The sequence below is a fragment of the Bradyrhizobium sp. sGM-13 genome (genome assembly GCF_018398875.1).
Taxonomy (GTDB): domain Bacteria; phylum Pseudomonadota; class Alphaproteobacteria; order Rhizobiales; family Xanthobacteraceae; genus Bradyrhizobium.
This window is the reverse complement of the sequence record NZ_JAGWDK010000015.1, coordinates 93,993-109,035: the sequence shown is the minus strand read 5'-3', so window position 1 is coordinate 109,035 and position 15,043 is coordinate 93,993. Positions and strand designations below refer to the sequence as shown.

At 62.0% G+C, this 15,043-nt stretch carries 14 protein-coding genes and 1 tRNA gene; 8 read left to right on the top strand and 7 right to left on the bottom strand.

Features of this window, described 5'->3' with window-relative positions; genetic code table 11:
- Nucleotides 1-172: 172 nt before the first annotated feature.
- The 5 genes from KJQ96_RS22950 to KJQ96_RS22930 form a co-directional block, all read right to left on the bottom strand.
- The gene (locus tag KJQ96_RS22950; protein ID WP_213288787.1) at nt 173-502 is read right to left on the bottom strand and encodes a hypothetical protein; all 330 of its coding nucleotides are present in this window, start codon (nt 500-502) and stop codon (nt 173-175) included.
- Nucleotides 503-602: 100 nt separating this feature from the next.
- On the bottom strand, nt 603-959 hold the full coding sequence (locus KJQ96_RS22945) for a hypothetical protein (protein ID WP_213288786.1): 357 nt from the start codon (nt 957-959) through the stop codon (nt 603-605).
- Between the two features lie 129 nt (nt 960-1,088).
- Nucleotides 1,089-1,165, bottom strand: a tRNA-His gene (locus KJQ96_RS22940).
- A gap of 211 nt (nt 1,166-1,376) precedes the next feature.
- Nucleotides 1,377-1,811 (bottom strand): phasin, encoded by a 435-nt coding sequence (locus KJQ96_RS22935; protein ID WP_213288785.1) that lies wholly within the window; start codon nt 1,809-1,811, stop codon nt 1,377-1,379.
- Between the two features lie 260 nt (nt 1,812-2,071).
- Nucleotides 2,072-2,455, bottom strand: coding sequence for a phasin family protein (locus KJQ96_RS22930; protein ID WP_213288784.1), 384 nt, complete (start codon nt 2,453-2,455; stop codon nt 2,072-2,074).
- Nucleotides 2,456-2,744: 289 nt separating this feature from the next.
- On the opposite strand from KJQ96_RS22930, the gene KJQ96_RS22925 reads away from it, so the two are divergent.
- Nucleotides 2,745-5,786 (top strand): PAS domain S-box protein, encoded by a 3,042-nt coding sequence (locus tag KJQ96_RS22925; protein WP_213288783.1) that lies wholly within the window; start codon nt 2,745-2,747, stop codon nt 5,784-5,786.
- Nucleotides 5,787-5,822: 36 nt separating this feature from the next.
- Here KJQ96_RS22925 and KJQ96_RS22920 read toward each other — a convergent pair whose 3' ends face one another.
- The gene (locus KJQ96_RS22920) at nt 5,823-6,542 is read right to left on the bottom strand and encodes a glutathione S-transferase family protein (RefSeq protein WP_213288782.1); all 720 of its coding nucleotides are present in this window, start codon (nt 6,540-6,542) and stop codon (nt 5,823-5,825) included.
- A 313-nt stretch (nt 6,543-6,855) separates the two neighbouring features.
- Between KJQ96_RS22920 and KJQ96_RS22915 the strand changes: the two genes are divergently transcribed.
- The 5 genes from KJQ96_RS22915 (at nt 6,856) to KJQ96_RS22895 (ending at nt 10,977) form a co-directional block, all read left to right on the top strand.
- Nucleotides 6,856-7,824 (top strand): tripartite tricarboxylate transporter substrate binding protein, encoded by a 969-nt coding sequence (locus tag KJQ96_RS22915; RefSeq protein WP_213288781.1) that lies wholly within the window; start codon nt 6,856-6,858, stop codon nt 7,822-7,824.
- Entirely contained in the window at nt 7,821-8,321 is a 501-nt protein-coding gene (locus KJQ96_RS22910) for a tripartite tricarboxylate transporter TctB family protein (RefSeq protein WP_213288780.1), read from the top strand. Before KJQ96_RS22915 ends, KJQ96_RS22910 begins: the two co-directional genes overlap by 4 nt.
- Nucleotides 8,321-9,820 carry a tripartite tricarboxylate transporter permease gene (locus KJQ96_RS22905; protein WP_213288779.1) on the top strand — a complete coding sequence of 500 codons (1,500 nt, stop codon included), beginning with the start codon at nt 8,321-8,323 and terminating at the stop codon, nt 9,818-9,820. The genes KJQ96_RS22910 and KJQ96_RS22905 overlap by 1 nt, the downstream gene beginning before the upstream one ends.
- 186 nt (nt 9,821-10,006) lie before the next feature.
- The gene (locus KJQ96_RS22900; RefSeq protein WP_213288778.1) at nt 10,007-10,324 is read left to right on the top strand and encodes a hypothetical protein; all 318 of its coding nucleotides are present in this window, start codon (nt 10,007-10,009) and stop codon (nt 10,322-10,324) included.
- Nucleotides 10,297-10,977 (top strand): MBL fold metallo-hydrolase, encoded by a 681-nt coding sequence (locus KJQ96_RS22895; protein ID WP_213288777.1) that lies wholly within the window; start codon nt 10,297-10,299, stop codon nt 10,975-10,977. The genes KJQ96_RS22900 and KJQ96_RS22895 overlap by 28 nt, the downstream gene beginning before the upstream one ends.
- An 835-nt stretch (nt 10,978-11,812) precedes the next feature.
- Here KJQ96_RS22895 and KJQ96_RS22890 read toward each other — a convergent pair.
- The gene (locus KJQ96_RS22890; protein ID WP_213288776.1) at nt 11,813-12,235 is read right to left on the bottom strand and encodes a hypothetical protein; all 423 of its coding nucleotides are present in this window, start codon (nt 12,233-12,235) and stop codon (nt 11,813-11,815) included.
- Between the two features lie 182 nt (nt 12,236-12,417).
- Here KJQ96_RS22890 and KJQ96_RS22885 point away from each other — a divergent pair, with 182 nt between their 5' ends.
- Nucleotides 12,418-13,263, top strand: coding sequence for a metallophosphoesterase (locus KJQ96_RS22885; RefSeq protein WP_213288775.1), 846 nt, complete (start codon nt 12,418-12,420; stop codon nt 13,261-13,263).
- Nucleotides 13,264-13,546: 283 nt separating this feature from the next.
- The gene (locus KJQ96_RS22880) at nt 13,547-14,857 is read left to right on the top strand and encodes an adenylate/guanylate cyclase domain-containing protein (RefSeq protein WP_213288774.1); all 1,311 of its coding nucleotides are present in this window, start codon (nt 13,547-13,549) and stop codon (nt 14,855-14,857) included.
- Nucleotides 14,858-15,043: the final 186 nt, after the last annotated feature.

Below are 15,043 nucleotides of genomic sequence, written 5' to 3'. Positions count from 1 at the left end.
TGGCCTCCAGTTGACCCCAGAAGCCGAAAATGAATCAGCGCGGTGATTCGTGAAAGAAAAATTTATCACCCGCCGCGATGAAGCCACTTAATTGCCAATAAGGCTGGTTTTTGAGTCACACCGTGCAACCCCGGTGACCTTGAGAAGGAATTGAAAGCCCATCCTGCTTGGCTTACTGCGCGCCTTTTGCGCGCTCTCGCTCGAGTTTTGCGCGCTGACGTTCGAGCCATTTGCGTTCGATCCATCCAAGCCCCAGCGCCAACGGCTTCTGCAGCGGCGGGATGTCCTGCGCGAACAAAAGGAGTCCGAGCGGCAGCATCCAGAGCCCGAGCACCGGCAGGAAGCTGAGAAAGCCGCCGACGACCAGCAGTATGGCGAGCGGTACTCGGACATAGATCGACGACGGCTTGCGCACCCAGCCGACGAACTTCGCCGGCCCCGGCGGCAGCTTCCTCTCGAACCAGGCAAAATGCCGGTCGAGTTCTCTACTGTGATCTATCAATGAACCCTCTCCTCTTCCCCATGGGAGATGTTCATTGCAGACGCCGCAAACAAGGCGTCAGTCTGCCGCGCGAGGAAACCTTAAAATGGCGTAATGCCTGTCAAGTCGCAGGTTTCGCCGGCTTTTTGGTTTTGCGCGGCTTTGCGGCAGCGGCTTTGCGCGGCACTGCCGGCCGGATGATGGTCGGCCGGCCCACCGGCCGGGCCGTGATTTCATCGGGCTCGGAGCGGAAGTGCGCCCGGCAAGCCGGCGAGAGCTGCGACTTTTTGCGCACCATGCAGGCGGTGACACGGCTGATGTCAGGGATATCGGAGCTGCAGAGCCGGAACGCGTCGCCGGTGCAGGCCTGCTCCTGTTCGGGTGTGTAGGTCTGACCGACGGCGGGCGAGATCGATACCGCGAGTGCGGCGGCAAGCAACAATCCGAGCTGAAAATTTTCGATCCGAAAGATCGCCATGAATTCCCCCAAGCCGCAATGATTCCCGGAAATAGTGGGTGAACGGTTGGGGCTTGGCAAGCGCGGCTGGACAACGCGCCACAGCACGAGTGTCGCGGCAGGCGAGCGGCAATTCAGGGAAGTAAAAGCTGGTACAGTTGGGTGGGCTCGAACCACCGACCTCCTGTTCCACAGACAGGCGCTCTAACCAACTGAGCTACAACTGCATCCTCACGCGGAAGCCCCAAAGAGGGGCGCGCGAATTGGCCGGAAACTAGGTGCAACGCCGGCCTTTGGCAAGGCCGGGGAGCGTCTGATTATAGTCGTTTTGGGCGCGTGTTGCGTTCAAACGCGGATCGCGCCGGCCCTGCAATGGTCCCGTGACAGCAAAAAGCCCGGGCCGTTTCGCCCGGGCTTTTCGTGGCGATGCGGGCCCGATCAGGCGGCGGGCTTGTAGTACTTCGAGGCGGAGGCCTTGATCGGCTCAACGGTCTCGGTCGCAACCTTCTGGCCGAGCTCGGCAAGCTCCTTGGCCTGCGCGGTGAAGGCCTCGTACTGCTTCTTGGCGTGCGCGGTCCACAGCTCGAGCGCCGCCGCCGGCGTCTTCGCGCCGAGCAGCTCCTGCGCAAAATCGAGCGAGGACGAGGTGTTGGCCTTGAAGAACTCGATCAGCTTGGCGTTGTACTCGCTGGCGCCCTTGCTGGCGGTGGTGAACACGGCCTCGATGGTACCGTTATGGGTTTCGGCTGCATCCTTGAACTTGGCGTAGCTGTCGCGGGCCTGCGAAACGCCCTTTTCGGCGAGTGCGCGCATCTGCTCGGGAACTTCAAAGGGAATGATGGCGGCGGAGAAGGGATCGGTGGAGCTGGTCACGGGTTGCATCCTTCACAATGGGGTTAATCGATGTTCCCTGGCGGGTGCCGGGCGGATGATCGGAACGCCGGAAGGGATCACGTACACACACGCACTCACGGAAGTTTGCCCGTCCACGGGCTCGCCCAATAAGCACCCATATCGTGTCAAATTTGTGCAACGCACTGCAATTTCTGGTGCGACGCCGCATAGGAACCCGCACCGGATGCGCGTTCCAGCCGGTCCATTTCGCGGGTGCAATACTGCCCGCTGCGGGCGGGTCAGGCTTTCGGCTTCGCCGCATCCATGGCGGCCTTGCCGACGATCTGGCTCATTTCGCTGGCCTGCTCCGCCAGCACACGCATTTGTCCCTGCACATATTCGCTGTGCAGCCGCGTTACCTCGGCCAGATCCTTGGCCTTCAAGAGTGACTGCGCGTAATCGAGCGAGCCCTGCACGTTCTTCTCGGCATAGGCGACGGCCTTCTGCCGGACATCCTTGGCGCCCTCGCGCACCGTGGCATTACGCTCCTCGATGGTATCGGCGGTGGTCTGCGCGGCGGCGACGAATTTCTCAAACGTCTTGCGGGCCTGCTCCAGGCTCGCTTCCGCCATCGATCGCATTTCCTTGGGTATCTCGAAACGGTCTCGCACTTCGTCACTCATGGTGCGTTCCTTTGCAGTGGCTGGGATTGCGTCCGGATACTGTCAGGGGGCCGCTCCGGGGACGGATGCGGCGCCGGGGAGTTCCCCGTTGAACCCTTGACGGCCGTTTGCAACCACCCAACGCGGCCGGCGGCCAAAGGGTTCAGCCGGGTTCAGGTTATCCGCCGCTTAAATCACTGCCGGCCCGCCGGGCCGTGGACTGCCGCCGCCGGCTTGCGATAGTAACGATCCCTTAACGTTATCGGCATTTTGGCTGCCGATCGTGACGCCGGACGGTCATGTAGTTGCGATGAAGGACGCGGAATTTCAGTGGCGGGCGCAGGGCGATCCGCGATTGGCGGCCTATACGGCGAGCCGCCTGCCCGCATGGCTATGGACGGCCGACGGCAGGCGGATCCTGTGGGCAAATCCGGCCGGCGTCCGCCTGTTCGGCGCCGCCAGCGCCGCAGCCCTTGCTGAGAAGACCTTCGGACCGGCCGACCGGCACCGGCGGCAGATCGCGCGGCTTACAGGACGGCTGCTTGCCAACGGCGCCATCCGCCTGGAGCGGTTACAGGGGTTTGGCGCGGCGCCCGGCATGCTTGCGACCTGCGGCTGTTCGCGGTTCGACTTTGCCAATGGCAGCCATGGTGTCCTGATCGCCGCCGGCGACATCGCGCTGATCTCGCCGCGGCTGGCGCGGGCGCATGAGCCGCCCGAGAACGAGATGCAGCCCGAGGCCACAGCGTTAACACCCGGCCCGCAGCCGGGCGCGCCCGTCATGGAGCAAGCGATCGCGCCGCAGCCGGCTCCCGATTACGAACAGCCGGCGCAATCCGGCGAAGCGCCCGCCGAGTTTGCATTGTTCGATGCCTTTGCCGAGCCAGCCACCACGGAGGAGCCGGCCGCGACGGAGCCCGCTCCACGCACGCCATTCCCGGCGCTCGAAGCATTCGCCAGGCAGCCGACCCGCCGCCTGCCGCTGCGCTTCACCTGGCAGATGGATCGGGAAGGCCGCTTCACGCTCGGCACCGACGAATTCACCGGCCTGATCGGCCCGCGCACCACGGCCAGCTTCGGGCGGCCATGGCGCGAGATCGCCGAGAAATTTGCTCTCGATCCCAACGGGCGGGTGATGAAGGCGTTCGCCACATGCGCGACCTGGAGCGGCATCGTGCTGAACTGGCCGGTCGATGGCGGCAGCACGCTGCCGGTTGAACTGTCCGGTTTGCCGATCTTCGACGGGCAGCGGAATTTCATCGGCTATCGCGGCTTTGGCGTCTGCCGCGATTTCGACGCCCTCGCCCTGCTCGCCGCCCTCCGCCTGGCGGAATTGTCCGGCGAGATGGCAATGCCGCAAGAAGCGCCCGCCCCGAAATTTCCCAGCCCGACGGGCGTTGCACCGCCTTTGGTCGACGATTTGCCCGAACCGATTGCTGCCGAGACTTCACATCAAAACGATCTGGAAACGCCCGTGGAACCTCCCAAGGAAAGCGTCGACGAAAGCGTCGAGCCAAGCGTCAAGGAAAGCGCCAACGAGGCCTTGAAGGACACCGTGATGGAATTGCCCGCAGACGCTCCCAACGTCGTGCCATTCCGCGTCCCCGGCGAGGCGAAGCAGCTATCGCTGACGCCGATCGAGAACAGCGCCTTCGACGAACTCGCGCGGCAATTGTCGGCGCGGCTCGACACCGAGAATGGTAACGAGGCGGTGCCGAACGTCACCGGTGAAACGATCTTTGAACCAACCGTCGCGTCGTTCGCGCGCGCGCCAGCCGGCGAGCCGCCCGAATGGCTGGCACCGCCTGAACCGCCCGCGCATGGCGAAGCCGCGCGCGACAAGGCGCTGCTCGATCTCTTACCCGTCGGCATCCTGATCTATCGCCTCGACCGCCTGCTGTATGCCAACCCCGCCTTCCTGACGCAGATGGGCTATGCCAGCCTGCATGCGCTGGAAGATGCCGGCGGCCTCGACGCGCTCTATGTCGAACCCGGCACGTCGAATGCGTCCTCGACATCGGACACCGGCAGGCCGGTGACGATTTCCGCGAGCGGGCCCGCGGATGCAGATGCGCCGCCATCGGCCGCCGAGGCCCGCCTCCACACGATTTCATGGGACGGCGATTCGGCGCTGGCCCTGATCTTCTCGACCACGCGCCATGAGGGCGCGGCGATCGCGGCCGCCATCTCGCAAGCCGAGCCGGTAGCGGAGCTGGACATCCCCGAACCGTCCGACGTCGGCCATGCCAATGCCGAAGAACTCGCCGCCATCCTCGATACCACAGCCGAAGGCATCTTGATGTTCGATGCCGAAGGCAACATCCATGCAGCCAACCGCAGCGCCGAAGCGCTGTTCGGCTATGACGGCGACGAACTGGTCCAACGCAATCTCGCCGATCTCTTTGCGCCCGAAAGCCAGCACGGCGTGTTCGAATATCTCGCCGGCATCAAGGCCTCCGGCGTCGAAAGCCTGCTCGATCACGGCCGCGAGGTGCTCGGCCGCGAAAGCAAGGGCGGCATCATTCCGCTGTCGATGACCATCGGCCGTACCCGCCCGGACGGCCCGAATTTCTTCGCGGTGTTCCGCGATCTCTCGCAGGCCAAGAAGACCGAGAGCGAGTTGCGCGAGGCGCGGCGGCTGGCGGAACGCGCCGCCAACGCCAAGGCCGACGTGCTGGCCCGGATCAGCCACGAGGTGCGAATACCGCTGAACGCCATCATCGGCTTTGCCGAAGTGATGATCGGAGAGCGTTTCGGCGCGCTCGGCAACGAGCGTTACCGCGAATACATGAAGGACATCCGCGCCGCCGGCGAACACGTGATCGCCATCGTCAACGACCTGCTCAATCTCAGCCGAATCGAAACCGGCAAGCTCGATCTCGCCTTCACCAACCAGAATCTCAACGAGCTGGTCGAGAGCTGCGTGGCGGTGATGCAGCCGCAGGCCAATCGTGAGCGCATCATCATCCGCACTTCGCTCGCGCACACGCTGCCGCCAGTGATCGCGGACGCGCAGGCGTTGCGCCAGATCACGCTGAACCTGATCGGCAATTCGATCCATCTCGCCAATGCCGGCGGCCAGGTCATCGTCTCGACCGCGCTGTCCGATTTCGGCGAGGTGATGCTGCGGGTCCGCGACACCGGTAACGGCCTCAACGACAATGAGGTTGCCGCAGCCCTCGAGCCGTTCCGCACGCGGGCGCCGTCGGATCAGTCCGAGAGTGCGGCCGTCAGCCTGTCGCTGACCAAGGCGCTCGTCGAAGCCAACCGCGCCAAATTCCAGATCAAGACCGGCGGCCGCTCTGGCACCCTGATCGAGATCGTGTTTCCGCCCGCGGTGGTGCGGGCGTAGCCGGAGACGAACGGGCGTGGGTAGCCGCGGCGCCGATCACGTCGCTATTGGCGAGAGAAACGCTGGAACGCTGCGGCCATCGCTGCGCAAATAATCGGCCATCGGTCGAACGACCTTGATGACGGCCGGTCTCGTCGTCATGCGCTGTCGCCATTGCAGAAGTCTCGGCGTTTCGCCGGTCATGTCGGCACCCATGCGGGCACCGAAGAGCTGGGCCATATAGAACGCGATATCGGCAAAGGAATATTCGCCGGCGAGAAACTCGCGGTCGCCAAGGACACGCTCCATGGTTCGATAATAGGCAGCAGCGGCCTCGCGCGCGGGCTTCCCAGCGGGATCGCTTGGCGTATTCCAGAGCGGCATCAATTTGATGATGTGCGGGAAATAGACCTCGTCCGATTCGTGCTCCAGCCGGCGAGCCCAGGCTCGCGCGGCAGGAGTCGCGGGCCACAGCGCAGGGCTCGGCTTGATGTCTTCGAGATACTCGAAGATCTGGGTGGAATCGAAAATATCGAGATCGCCATCGATCAGCACCGGGACCTGGCGCTTCGGATTGATGCGCAGGACTTCCGGATGCTTCGGCGCATAACCCTCCTTCTGGGTGAAGGGGACCATGACCAGTTCGAAATCGATATCCTTCTCGTGTGCAGCGATCTGAACCTTTGCGCCGAACATGCTCAGGGCGGCGGAGAACAGCCGCATCTTGCGGCCGCTGCTTGGATCGGCTTCTCGACCGGATTGAGCATTCTCGTGCATCGATTCCCCTCAATCATCAGCGGCGTTCGCCTCCGAGGCCGTGGCCCCTTCGTCATCGCGTCTTATTCAGGCGCCACAGCCAGGCCAAGGCAACACAATGCACGGCGCCTCTTCGGACGTGTGCCAAGCAATTGGCGTTTCACTTTCGATCAGGCAAGTCCGAAGGCCAAAAACGCACGAGCTTCAAAGCCCTGGCGAAATCTTTGAGATCCGGTCCGCCCACGCAAAGGTCCTTCTGGACAGCGGCGGGTTTTCCGGCTGATATGCGACGAATTGACACACAGCGGCTCCACGTGAGCCTGGAGGAAATCCCATGATGCCGTTTCATACGCGCCTGTTCGGCGCGGCCGTCGCGTTGACGCTTGCAGCCACAGCGCCTGCCCTCTCGCAGCAGCTCGAGCTCAAGATCATGGCGCCCGCGGCGCCCGGCGGGGGCTGGGATCAGACCGCCCGCGCGATGCAGCAGGCTTTGGTCGCCGCCAAGATCGCCCGCAGCGTCCAGGTCACCAACGTGGCCGGCGCCGGCGGCAGCATCGGCATCGCGCAGTTCGTCAATGGTGCCAAGGGCGACGGCAACCAGATGATGGTGAACGGCTTCGTCATGGTCGGCGCGCTCGCCATGAACAAGTCGCCGGTGACGCTCGAACAGGTGACGCCGATTGCGCGGCTGACCGATGAAATCCAGGTGATCGTGGTGCCGGCGAATTCGCCGCTCAAGACGGCGCAGGATCTGGCCGCGGCCGTGAAGGCCGACATCGCCAAGGTAACCTTTGCCGGCGGCTCGGCCGGCGGCGTTGATCACGTGATGGCAGCGTTGTTTGCGGGAACGATCGGCGCCGACGCCAAGAAGATCAACTACATTCCATTTTCCGGCGGCGGCGAGTCGCTGGCGGCCATTCTCGGCGGCAAGGTCACCGCAGGCATTTCGGGCCTGAGCGAATACGAAGGACAGATCAAATCCGGCAAATTGCGCGCGCTCGGCGTGACCTCGGAGAAGCGTATCGCCGGCATCGATATTCCGACCTTCAAGGAACAAGGGATCGACCTCGTGCTCGCCAATTGGCGCTCGGTGGTCGCGCCTCCCGGCATTACACCGGAACAGCGCAAGACGTTGAGCGACGCGGTCGAGAAGATGGTCAAGTCCGACGCCTGGAAGGACATTCTGAAGCAGAAGGGCTGGGATGACGCCTATCTTTCCGGCGATGCGTTCGCCGACTTCCTGAAGAAGGAAACGACGCGCGTCACCGACGTGCTGAAGTCGGTCGGTCTCGTCAAATCATGACGGACAGCGAGTCCAGCGATCTTCCGCAGCGGCCGGCCTCGCGGCGCATCGATGCCGCCGGTCTGGTCATCGCCGCGGCCCTCGCGGTGCTGGCTGCGGTGCTGGTATGGGACGCAAACCGTCTGTCATCCACTTCGATGTACGGCATGGGGCCGGAGGCGATGCCGGTCGTCGTCGCGGTCGGGCTCGGCATTCTCGCGATCGCCAACCTGATCGACACGTTGCGCGGCAACCTGCCGCCGCGCGAGAGCGCCGATCCCAAGCCTGTGCTGCTGATCCTCGGTGGGCTTGCGCTGCTGATCGCCGTCATCGGGCTCGGCGGGGGCTTCATCCTGGCGACATCGGCGCTGTTCGTCACCACCTCGGCGGCGTTCGGGCGCCGCGCACTCCTCACTGACTTCATCATCGCGCTCGTGATGACCACGCTGATCTATCTCGCCTTCGATCGGCTGCTGACGTTGAGCCTGCCTGCCGGCCCTCTGGAAAGACTGCTGTAATGGAAACCTTCGCTGCGCTTGCGCATGGCATGGCCGTCGCCGTCCAGCCGATGAACCTGCTTTATGCGTTGATCGGCGTGTTCCTCGGCACTGCCGTGGGCGTGCTGCCCGGCATCGGACCGGCACTCACCGTCGCGTTGCTGTTGCCGGTGACCTACAAGCTCGATCCCGGCGGCTCGCTGATCATGTTCGCCGGCATCTATTACGGCGGCATGTATGGCGGCTCGACCACCGCCATCCTCATCAACACGCCCGGCGAGAGCGCGTCGATGGCGACCGCGCTCGAAGGCAACAAGATGGCCAAGGCCGGCCGCGGCGGTCCGGCGCTGGCGACGTCGGCGATCGGCTCGTTCGTCGCGGGCACCATTGCCACCATCGGCCTGGCTTTTCTCGCACCGTGGCTGGTGGATTTTGCCGTGCGTTTCGGGCCTGAAGATTATTTCGCGCTGATGTGCGTGGCCTTCGTGACGGTGTCCGCGACCTTTGGCGATTCGCCGATCCGCGGGCTGACCAGCCTGTTCATCGGGCTGACGCTCGGGCTGATCGGCATCGACAAGCTCACCGGCCAGGCCCGGCTCGCATTCGGCACGCCCGAACTGCTCGACGGCGTCGAGGTGACGACGCTGGCCGTCGGCCTGTTCGCCGTCGGCGAAGCGCTTTACGTCGCATCGCGCCGCCATCACGCCGAGGAAAAGATCGAGCCGGTGCGCGGCTCGTTGTGGATGACGAAGCAGGACTGGATGCGGTCGTGGAAGCCGTGGCTGCGCGGAACGATGTTCGGTTTTCCGATCGGCGCGCTTCCGGCGGGTGGCGCGGAAATTCCGACATTCCTGTCCTACTCGACCGAGAAGCGGCTGTCGAAGCATCCGGAGGAATTCGGCAAGGGCGCGATCGAAGGCGTCGCCGGGCCGGAAGCTGCCAACAACGCCTCCGCTGCCGGCACCCTTGTGCCGCTATTGACGCTGGGGCTTCCGACCTCGGCGACGGCTGCGATGATGCTGGCGGGCTTTCAGCAATACGGGCTGAACCCGGGACCGCTGCTGTTCGCCGAGCGGCCCGACCTGGTGTGGGGCCTGATCGCGAGCCTCTTCATCGCCAACGTGATGCTGCTGGTACTCAACCTGCCGCTGGTCGGGCTGTGGGTAAAACTGCTCGCGATCCCGCAGCCGTGGCTGTACGCCGGCATTCTCGTGTTCGCGACCATGGGCACCATCGCCGCAAAACCTTCGGTGGTCGAGCTGTCGATGCTGGCAGCCTTCGGCGTGTTGGGCTTTCTGATGCGCCGGTTCGACCTCCCGATCGCACCTGTCGTCGTCGGTCTCATCCTGGGTCCAATCGCCGAAAGCCAGTTGCGCCGCGCGCTCGCGATCAGCCTCGGCGATCCCATCGTGCTGCTGCAGAGCCCGATGTCGGCGACGCTGCTCGGGATTGCGCTGATTGCGCTAGTGGCGCCGTTCGTGCTGAAGGGGCTCGGCCGGTTCAGGGCGAGCGAGGATTAGGGCGTGGACTCATTGGCGCGCAGCCAAATTCAGATTGAGGCGAGTTTGAATTCATTCCGCTTTCGGCGTGATGGCTGGACTTGCTGCTGGGTCGCGCCTGTAGCGAATGAGACCCCAAAGCCGACCTTGTGCAGTGCACGCCCCATCGATATGCTCGATTATTCAGTCAGCGCGGAGTGCCGACGATTGTCCGATATTTCGCGTCGGGACCTGACACTTGGCGCAGCCGGTGCTTACGCCGCGTTTGGGATCGACAAGCCGATCACGTTTGTCGACGCGGCTCATGCTCAACAGTCCGTCACGCAACCTTTCCGTAAATACAAGGTCGGCGACATTGAAGTCTTCTCTCTGATTGATGGCATGCGTGACGTTCCGCTGCGGGAGGGCATGGTCAGGAATGTCAGCGCCGAACAGGTCAAGACCGCGTTGCGTGGTGCCGGTTTCCCGACAATCGGGCGCCCCTGCGGTTTATCGTCATGGCGCTCAAGCTGCACGATCAAGTAGTCCTGATTGACTCGGGCACGGGCGGCCATCCGATTTATGGTGAGGGGAACGGCCGGCTATTCGAGAGCATGGCGGCGGCAGGCCTTGACCCCAAGGCAGTCAAAACGATCCTCATCTCCCATCTCCACGGCGACCACATTTATGGCCTCATGAACAATGAGAGCAATGCGCAGGTCTTTCCGGATGCCGACATCGTGGTGCCCGCCGCGGAATTGAAATGGTGGACGCGCCCGGGAATCGAGTCGATCGATCTCGGACCTACACGCAAAGGCCTCGCCCAGCGCATTCAGGCTACGGTGGCGACTTGGAAAAACGTCAGGCCCTTTGAGGGAGAACCAGAACTCCTGCCCGGTGTGCACGCCATTCAGGCGCCCGGCCATAGCCCGGGAATGGTCGCGCATCTGGTCACCTCCGGCGGCAAACAGTTTCTGATCAGCGCTGACGTGGTCAATCTTGCGCCCCACATTTCAACAAATCCCGAGTGGCAGCTTGCTATCGACCAGGATCCGCAAATGGCTGTCGAAACGCGAAGGAAGATCTTCGATCGCGCGGTTGCCGACAAACTCACCATTTCGGGTACTCATTGGTTGATGCCGAACGCCGGCACGCTGGCCAAGGATGGCAACAGCTACGTATTCGCAGCCGAGGGGTAATATCCTCGCGACACTTTGCCCGTCGGCAATTGGACGACGACTGCTGCCCGTAGCGGAGAACCGGTCGGCATCTGAGTCAGCTTTGTGATCTTTGAGACATGCCCGCTTATCCTGAGAATGTCCGTTCACCGGCGGATAGTGTTGCAAAAGTCGAAAGTTGCAGCGGTCCAAATTTTTGGCGAAAACCTGAGACGCAAAGAGATCGATGATTCGCATAGCCTGAGTCGCGCTACCGAAGTCGCCCATGAATTTGGCGCAAGGCGATGAGGTCCCTCAGATCATTACACGAAGAACGCGCCAGCGGCCCTCAGAATTTTTAACATCTCCTGCAAAACGACTTTTGCAACACAATCCGGCGTAGACCGGAAGTCGCCGTGGTCCGGTCCAACCGACGCGAATGACCAAGGCGAACCTTCGAAGACATGCATGGCCACGTCCGTGTACTATGGTTGGGATCGGTGGAATAACCCAGCGCGCGCAGCTTCCGCCTAAACGGCAGGGATTTTGCGCCTCCGCAATGCCATGGGCGTATGATATTCGCGCTGTCCCGAAGGCCTGATCTCGGACGTTGCAAAATCGTCTTACACCCGAGAGAGTAGGGTCATGTCGCCTATTGGCACAAATGCGAAGTGCCGATCGCATCGAGCAATGTCCGAGTTTGGAGGCGAAGCGGAGAACATCTGCTTGCACAGAGTATTTTGCATTTTGACCCAAGCCGCCTCAACTGGTCTACGTCAAATTGAGATGTCCCTACCTGCTCGCTCATACCTTTGAACCAGCTCTGCCGGAGTAGGAGGGCGCCCTCGCCGACAATCGGCCTATGTCTGAACGACGGCTATCTGCAGGCTCGATATCCAAACTTCGTAATGATGTCCTGCCCTGAGATAGTGTGAAACTCGAACCCGTCTACGTATCCGCCGGAAACGAGATAATTGCGGAGCTTAGCGTTGTATGCCGCCAGCATCCGAGCTTGCCTTGCAGGGGGCGGCTTCTGGTTCCGCTCATGCGGAAACAACGCCGCGTGAAATTTCAGCTGCGCCGAGGGCTCAACGCAGACGTTCTTTATTGCAAGAAGCGTCGTGCAGGATGATTGGCATGAGCCCTCGATCCGCATCTGCTTTCCAGATGCGTTGTATTCTCTGATAATTGCCGGAGCATTAATCGGACCGCCGCCACCGTAAGGCAACGAACTTCCCTGGGCTAAGGACTCTGAGATGGAAACGGCCATGATCAAAGCCGTTAGCAAAACGCCCAGCATAGATGCACTCTTGAACACAGCGAGCCTCCTCCGGGGATATTCGGAGGTTCCATCCTAGTATCTTCAACGTCCTGTTCAATGCCTAGGTGCTCGACCGGCACAATTCTTGCTCGAATCCAGCCTGCCTGAACGCATCCGACTGCGGATCGCCTGTTTCACGGGCATTTTTGGATTTGATTATTATGCGCTGCCTTGTCGTTGCCGATTTGCATTATTCATTGCCGCAGTTCGACTGGCTGCTCGCGGCAGCTCCTGAATTCGACGTCGTCATCTTTGCCGGCGACGCGCTCGACATCGGATCGTTCGTCGATTTCCGCGGGCAGATTCTGGTGGTGAAAAAATACCTGTCGCTGCTATCAGCGATCACGCGGGTCATTCTCTGCTCGGGCAATCACGACCTCGACGAGCGTAGCGCGGAGGGTGAGAAGATCGCGCGCTGGGTCGGCGATATCAGCGAACTCGGCGTCGCCTGCGACGGCGACAGCCTCACTATCGGCGATACGCGCTTCACGGTGTGTCCGTGGTGGGACGGGCCGCTGGTCAAGGGCCGCATCGAAGCCCAGCTTCGCGACGCCGCGCTCGAGCGGGCGGAACGCTGGATCTGGGTGCATCACGCGCCGCCTGCGAATTCGCCGACGAGCTGGGGCGGCAAGCGGTTCTTCGGCGACGTCGAACTGGTGCGATGGATCGCGCAGTACCAGCCGTTCATGGTGATCTCGGGCCACGTCCATCAATCGCCGTTCATCGCCGACGGCTCGTGGTTCGACCGCATCGGCACGACCTGGGTATTCAATGCCGGCCTGCAGCACGGCCGTCCGCCGGTCTGCATCGTGCTCGACTTCGATGAGGGCGCAGCGTTCTGGATCGCGGCCGGTGAAGCGCAGCGCATCGATTTGCGCGCGCCCTTGCGGCGGCCCGCAGCGCCGATCGAGAATCCGCCGGCCTGGCTTACATCCATGGGTCGGATTGCCGATCCGCTTTTCTCTTCATCGACAAGCGCCGGAGAAGTTCGCAGAAAGCACGTGTGACCGCGCAGGATTGTACGCGCCTATCGCCTCATTGGGCGCTCGTGGATCTTGCGCTACGAAATGGAAGGCTGAAGCTTCGGATCGCCGCGCGACCTCGCACGGAGCGGCACAGCGAAGCTAACCTGTGTGATGGCTGTCTGGTAGGCAGCCGAATACCGCATGCCGAGGCTGAGCTACGCCGTTCTGGCTTCCGCGCACCGCGGCAAACTGATAAGATTCAGATGAACCTGCTCGCCGGAAGCCGACGAAGCCGATCACGCCACGTTACGTGAAGTGATGTGCAATGGTTCCGAAAACGCAGTACGCAAAGAGCGGTGATGTTCGCATCGCCTATCAGGTCGTCGGCGAAGGGCCGTTTGACCTCGTGTTCGTTCCGGGTTTCATTTCGAACCTCGATGTCGCTTGGGAAGAACCCTATCGTGCCCGAGTCTGGACCCGCTTGGCGGCCTTTGCTCGCCTGATCATGTTCGACAAGCGCGGTACCGGGCTTTCTGACAGAACGGTCGGCGTGCCAACCCTGGAAGAGCGCATGGACGATGTTCGCGCGGTCATGGATGCTGTGGGCTCGCAACAGGCTGCCCTGTTCGGCATCTCCGAGGGCGGCGCGATGTCAGTCTTGTTCGCGGCCACCTACCCGGAACGGACCCGAGCGTTGGTCCTGTACGGCGCCTATGGCCACTTCCGCTCGTGGGTTTTGCCCCCGGACAGGATCGAAGCCGCGCTGGATCGCATGGAAAAGAATTGGGGGACCGGCGACAGCCTCCGCTTGTTCGCGCCCAGCGTGGCATCAGATGAGACGTTCAAGCTAGCATGGGCCCGTTTCGAACGTCTCGGTGCAAGTCCCTCTGCGGTTGTCGCGCTTATGCGAATGAACAGCGAAATCGATGTTCGTCCAATCCTTCCGTCGATCCAGGTGCCAACGTTAATCATTCATCGACAAGGGGATGTTCGCGTCAACGTTGAAGCCGGGCGGTTCATGGCCCGGCAAATCCCAAACCCGAAATATCTCGAACTGCCCGGCTGCGACCACCTGCTGTGGACTGGCGAAACGGAACGGGTATTGGATGAGATTGAGGAGTTTCTGACAGGATCGCGGTCCGCAATCGAATCTGATCGCGTGCTTGCCACCGTTCTGTTCACTGACATTGTGAATTCAACGATGCGAGCCGAGACGATCGGAGATCGCGCGTGGCACGATGTGCTCGATCGGCACAACGCGCTAGTGCGGCGGGAGATCTCGCGACATAGAGGACATGAAGTAAGGACAATGGGAGACGGCTTCCTGGCAACCTTCGACGGGCCGGCCAGATCAATCCGGTGCGCTCTGGCGATCAATGAGGGCGTTGAAGCTCTTGGACTGCAGGTGAGAGCCGGCCTTCACACCGGCGAGATCGAAATAGCCGATAATGACCTGAGCGGCATCGCGGTCCACATTGCATCGCGTGTCGCGACGATGGCAAAGCCCGGGCAGGTTCTGGTGTCGAATACAGTCCGTGATCTTGTCGCAGGATCGAACATCAGATTTCATGACGAAGGGTGTCATTCCCTCAAGGGCATCACAGAAAGCGTTAGATTGTTCGCGGCCGAACGTTAATGGCGCAAAGCGCGTGTTGCGCAACGAGTTGTCGTCTCGCTTTGAAAATAGATGCTGCGCGAATTTCTGTCGCCGGCTCCCGTTCAATTTGCCGGCGTCGTCGATCATATCAGCCTGGTTGTTGCGCGTGATTTTTCGATGAGCCCGCAGCCCAATACCGCATCCCGCAAATATTGAATGGCATTT

Bases quoted from the DNA above. Each gene is read 5' to 3' on its own strand.
- KJQ96_RS22945 (WP_213288786.1), bottom strand. From the start codon at position 959: ATGGCGATCTTTCGGATCGAAAATTTTCAGCTCGGATTGTTGCTTGCC.
- KJQ96_RS22930 (WP_213288784.1), bottom strand. From the start codon at position 2,455: ATGAGTGACGAAGTGCGAGACCGTTTCGAGATACCCAAGGAAATGCGA.
- KJQ96_RS22925 (WP_213288783.1), top strand. From the start codon at position 2,745: ATGAAGGACGCGGAATTTCAGTGGCGGGCGCAGGGCGATCCGCGATTG.
- KJQ96_RS22920 (WP_213288782.1), bottom strand. From the start codon at position 6,542: ATGCACGAGAATGCTCAATCCGGTCGAGAAGCCGATCCAAGCAGCGGC.
- KJQ96_RS22915 (WP_213288781.1), top strand. From the start codon at position 6,856: ATGATGCCGTTTCATACGCGCCTGTTCGGCGCGGCCGTCGCGTTGACG.
- KJQ96_RS22910 (WP_213288780.1), top strand. From the start codon at position 7,821: ATGACGGACAGCGAGTCCAGCGATCTTCCGCAGCGGCCGGCCTCGCGG.
- KJQ96_RS22905 (WP_213288779.1), top strand. From the start codon at position 8,321: ATGGAAACCTTCGCTGCGCTTGCGCATGGCATGGCCGTCGCCGTCCAG.
- KJQ96_RS22895 (WP_213288777.1), top strand. From the start codon at position 10,297: ATGGCGCTCAAGCTGCACGATCAAGTAGTCCTGATTGACTCGGGCACG.
- KJQ96_RS22890 (WP_213288776.1), bottom strand. From the start codon at position 12,235: ATGCTGGGCGTTTTGCTAACGGCTTTGATCATGGCCGTTTCCATCTCA.
- KJQ96_RS22885 (WP_213288775.1), top strand. From the start codon at position 12,418: ATGCGCTGCCTTGTCGTTGCCGATTTGCATTATTCATTGCCGCAGTTC.
- KJQ96_RS22880 (WP_213288774.1), top strand. From the start codon at position 13,547: ATGGTTCCGAAAACGCAGTACGCAAAGAGCGGTGATGTTCGCATCGCC.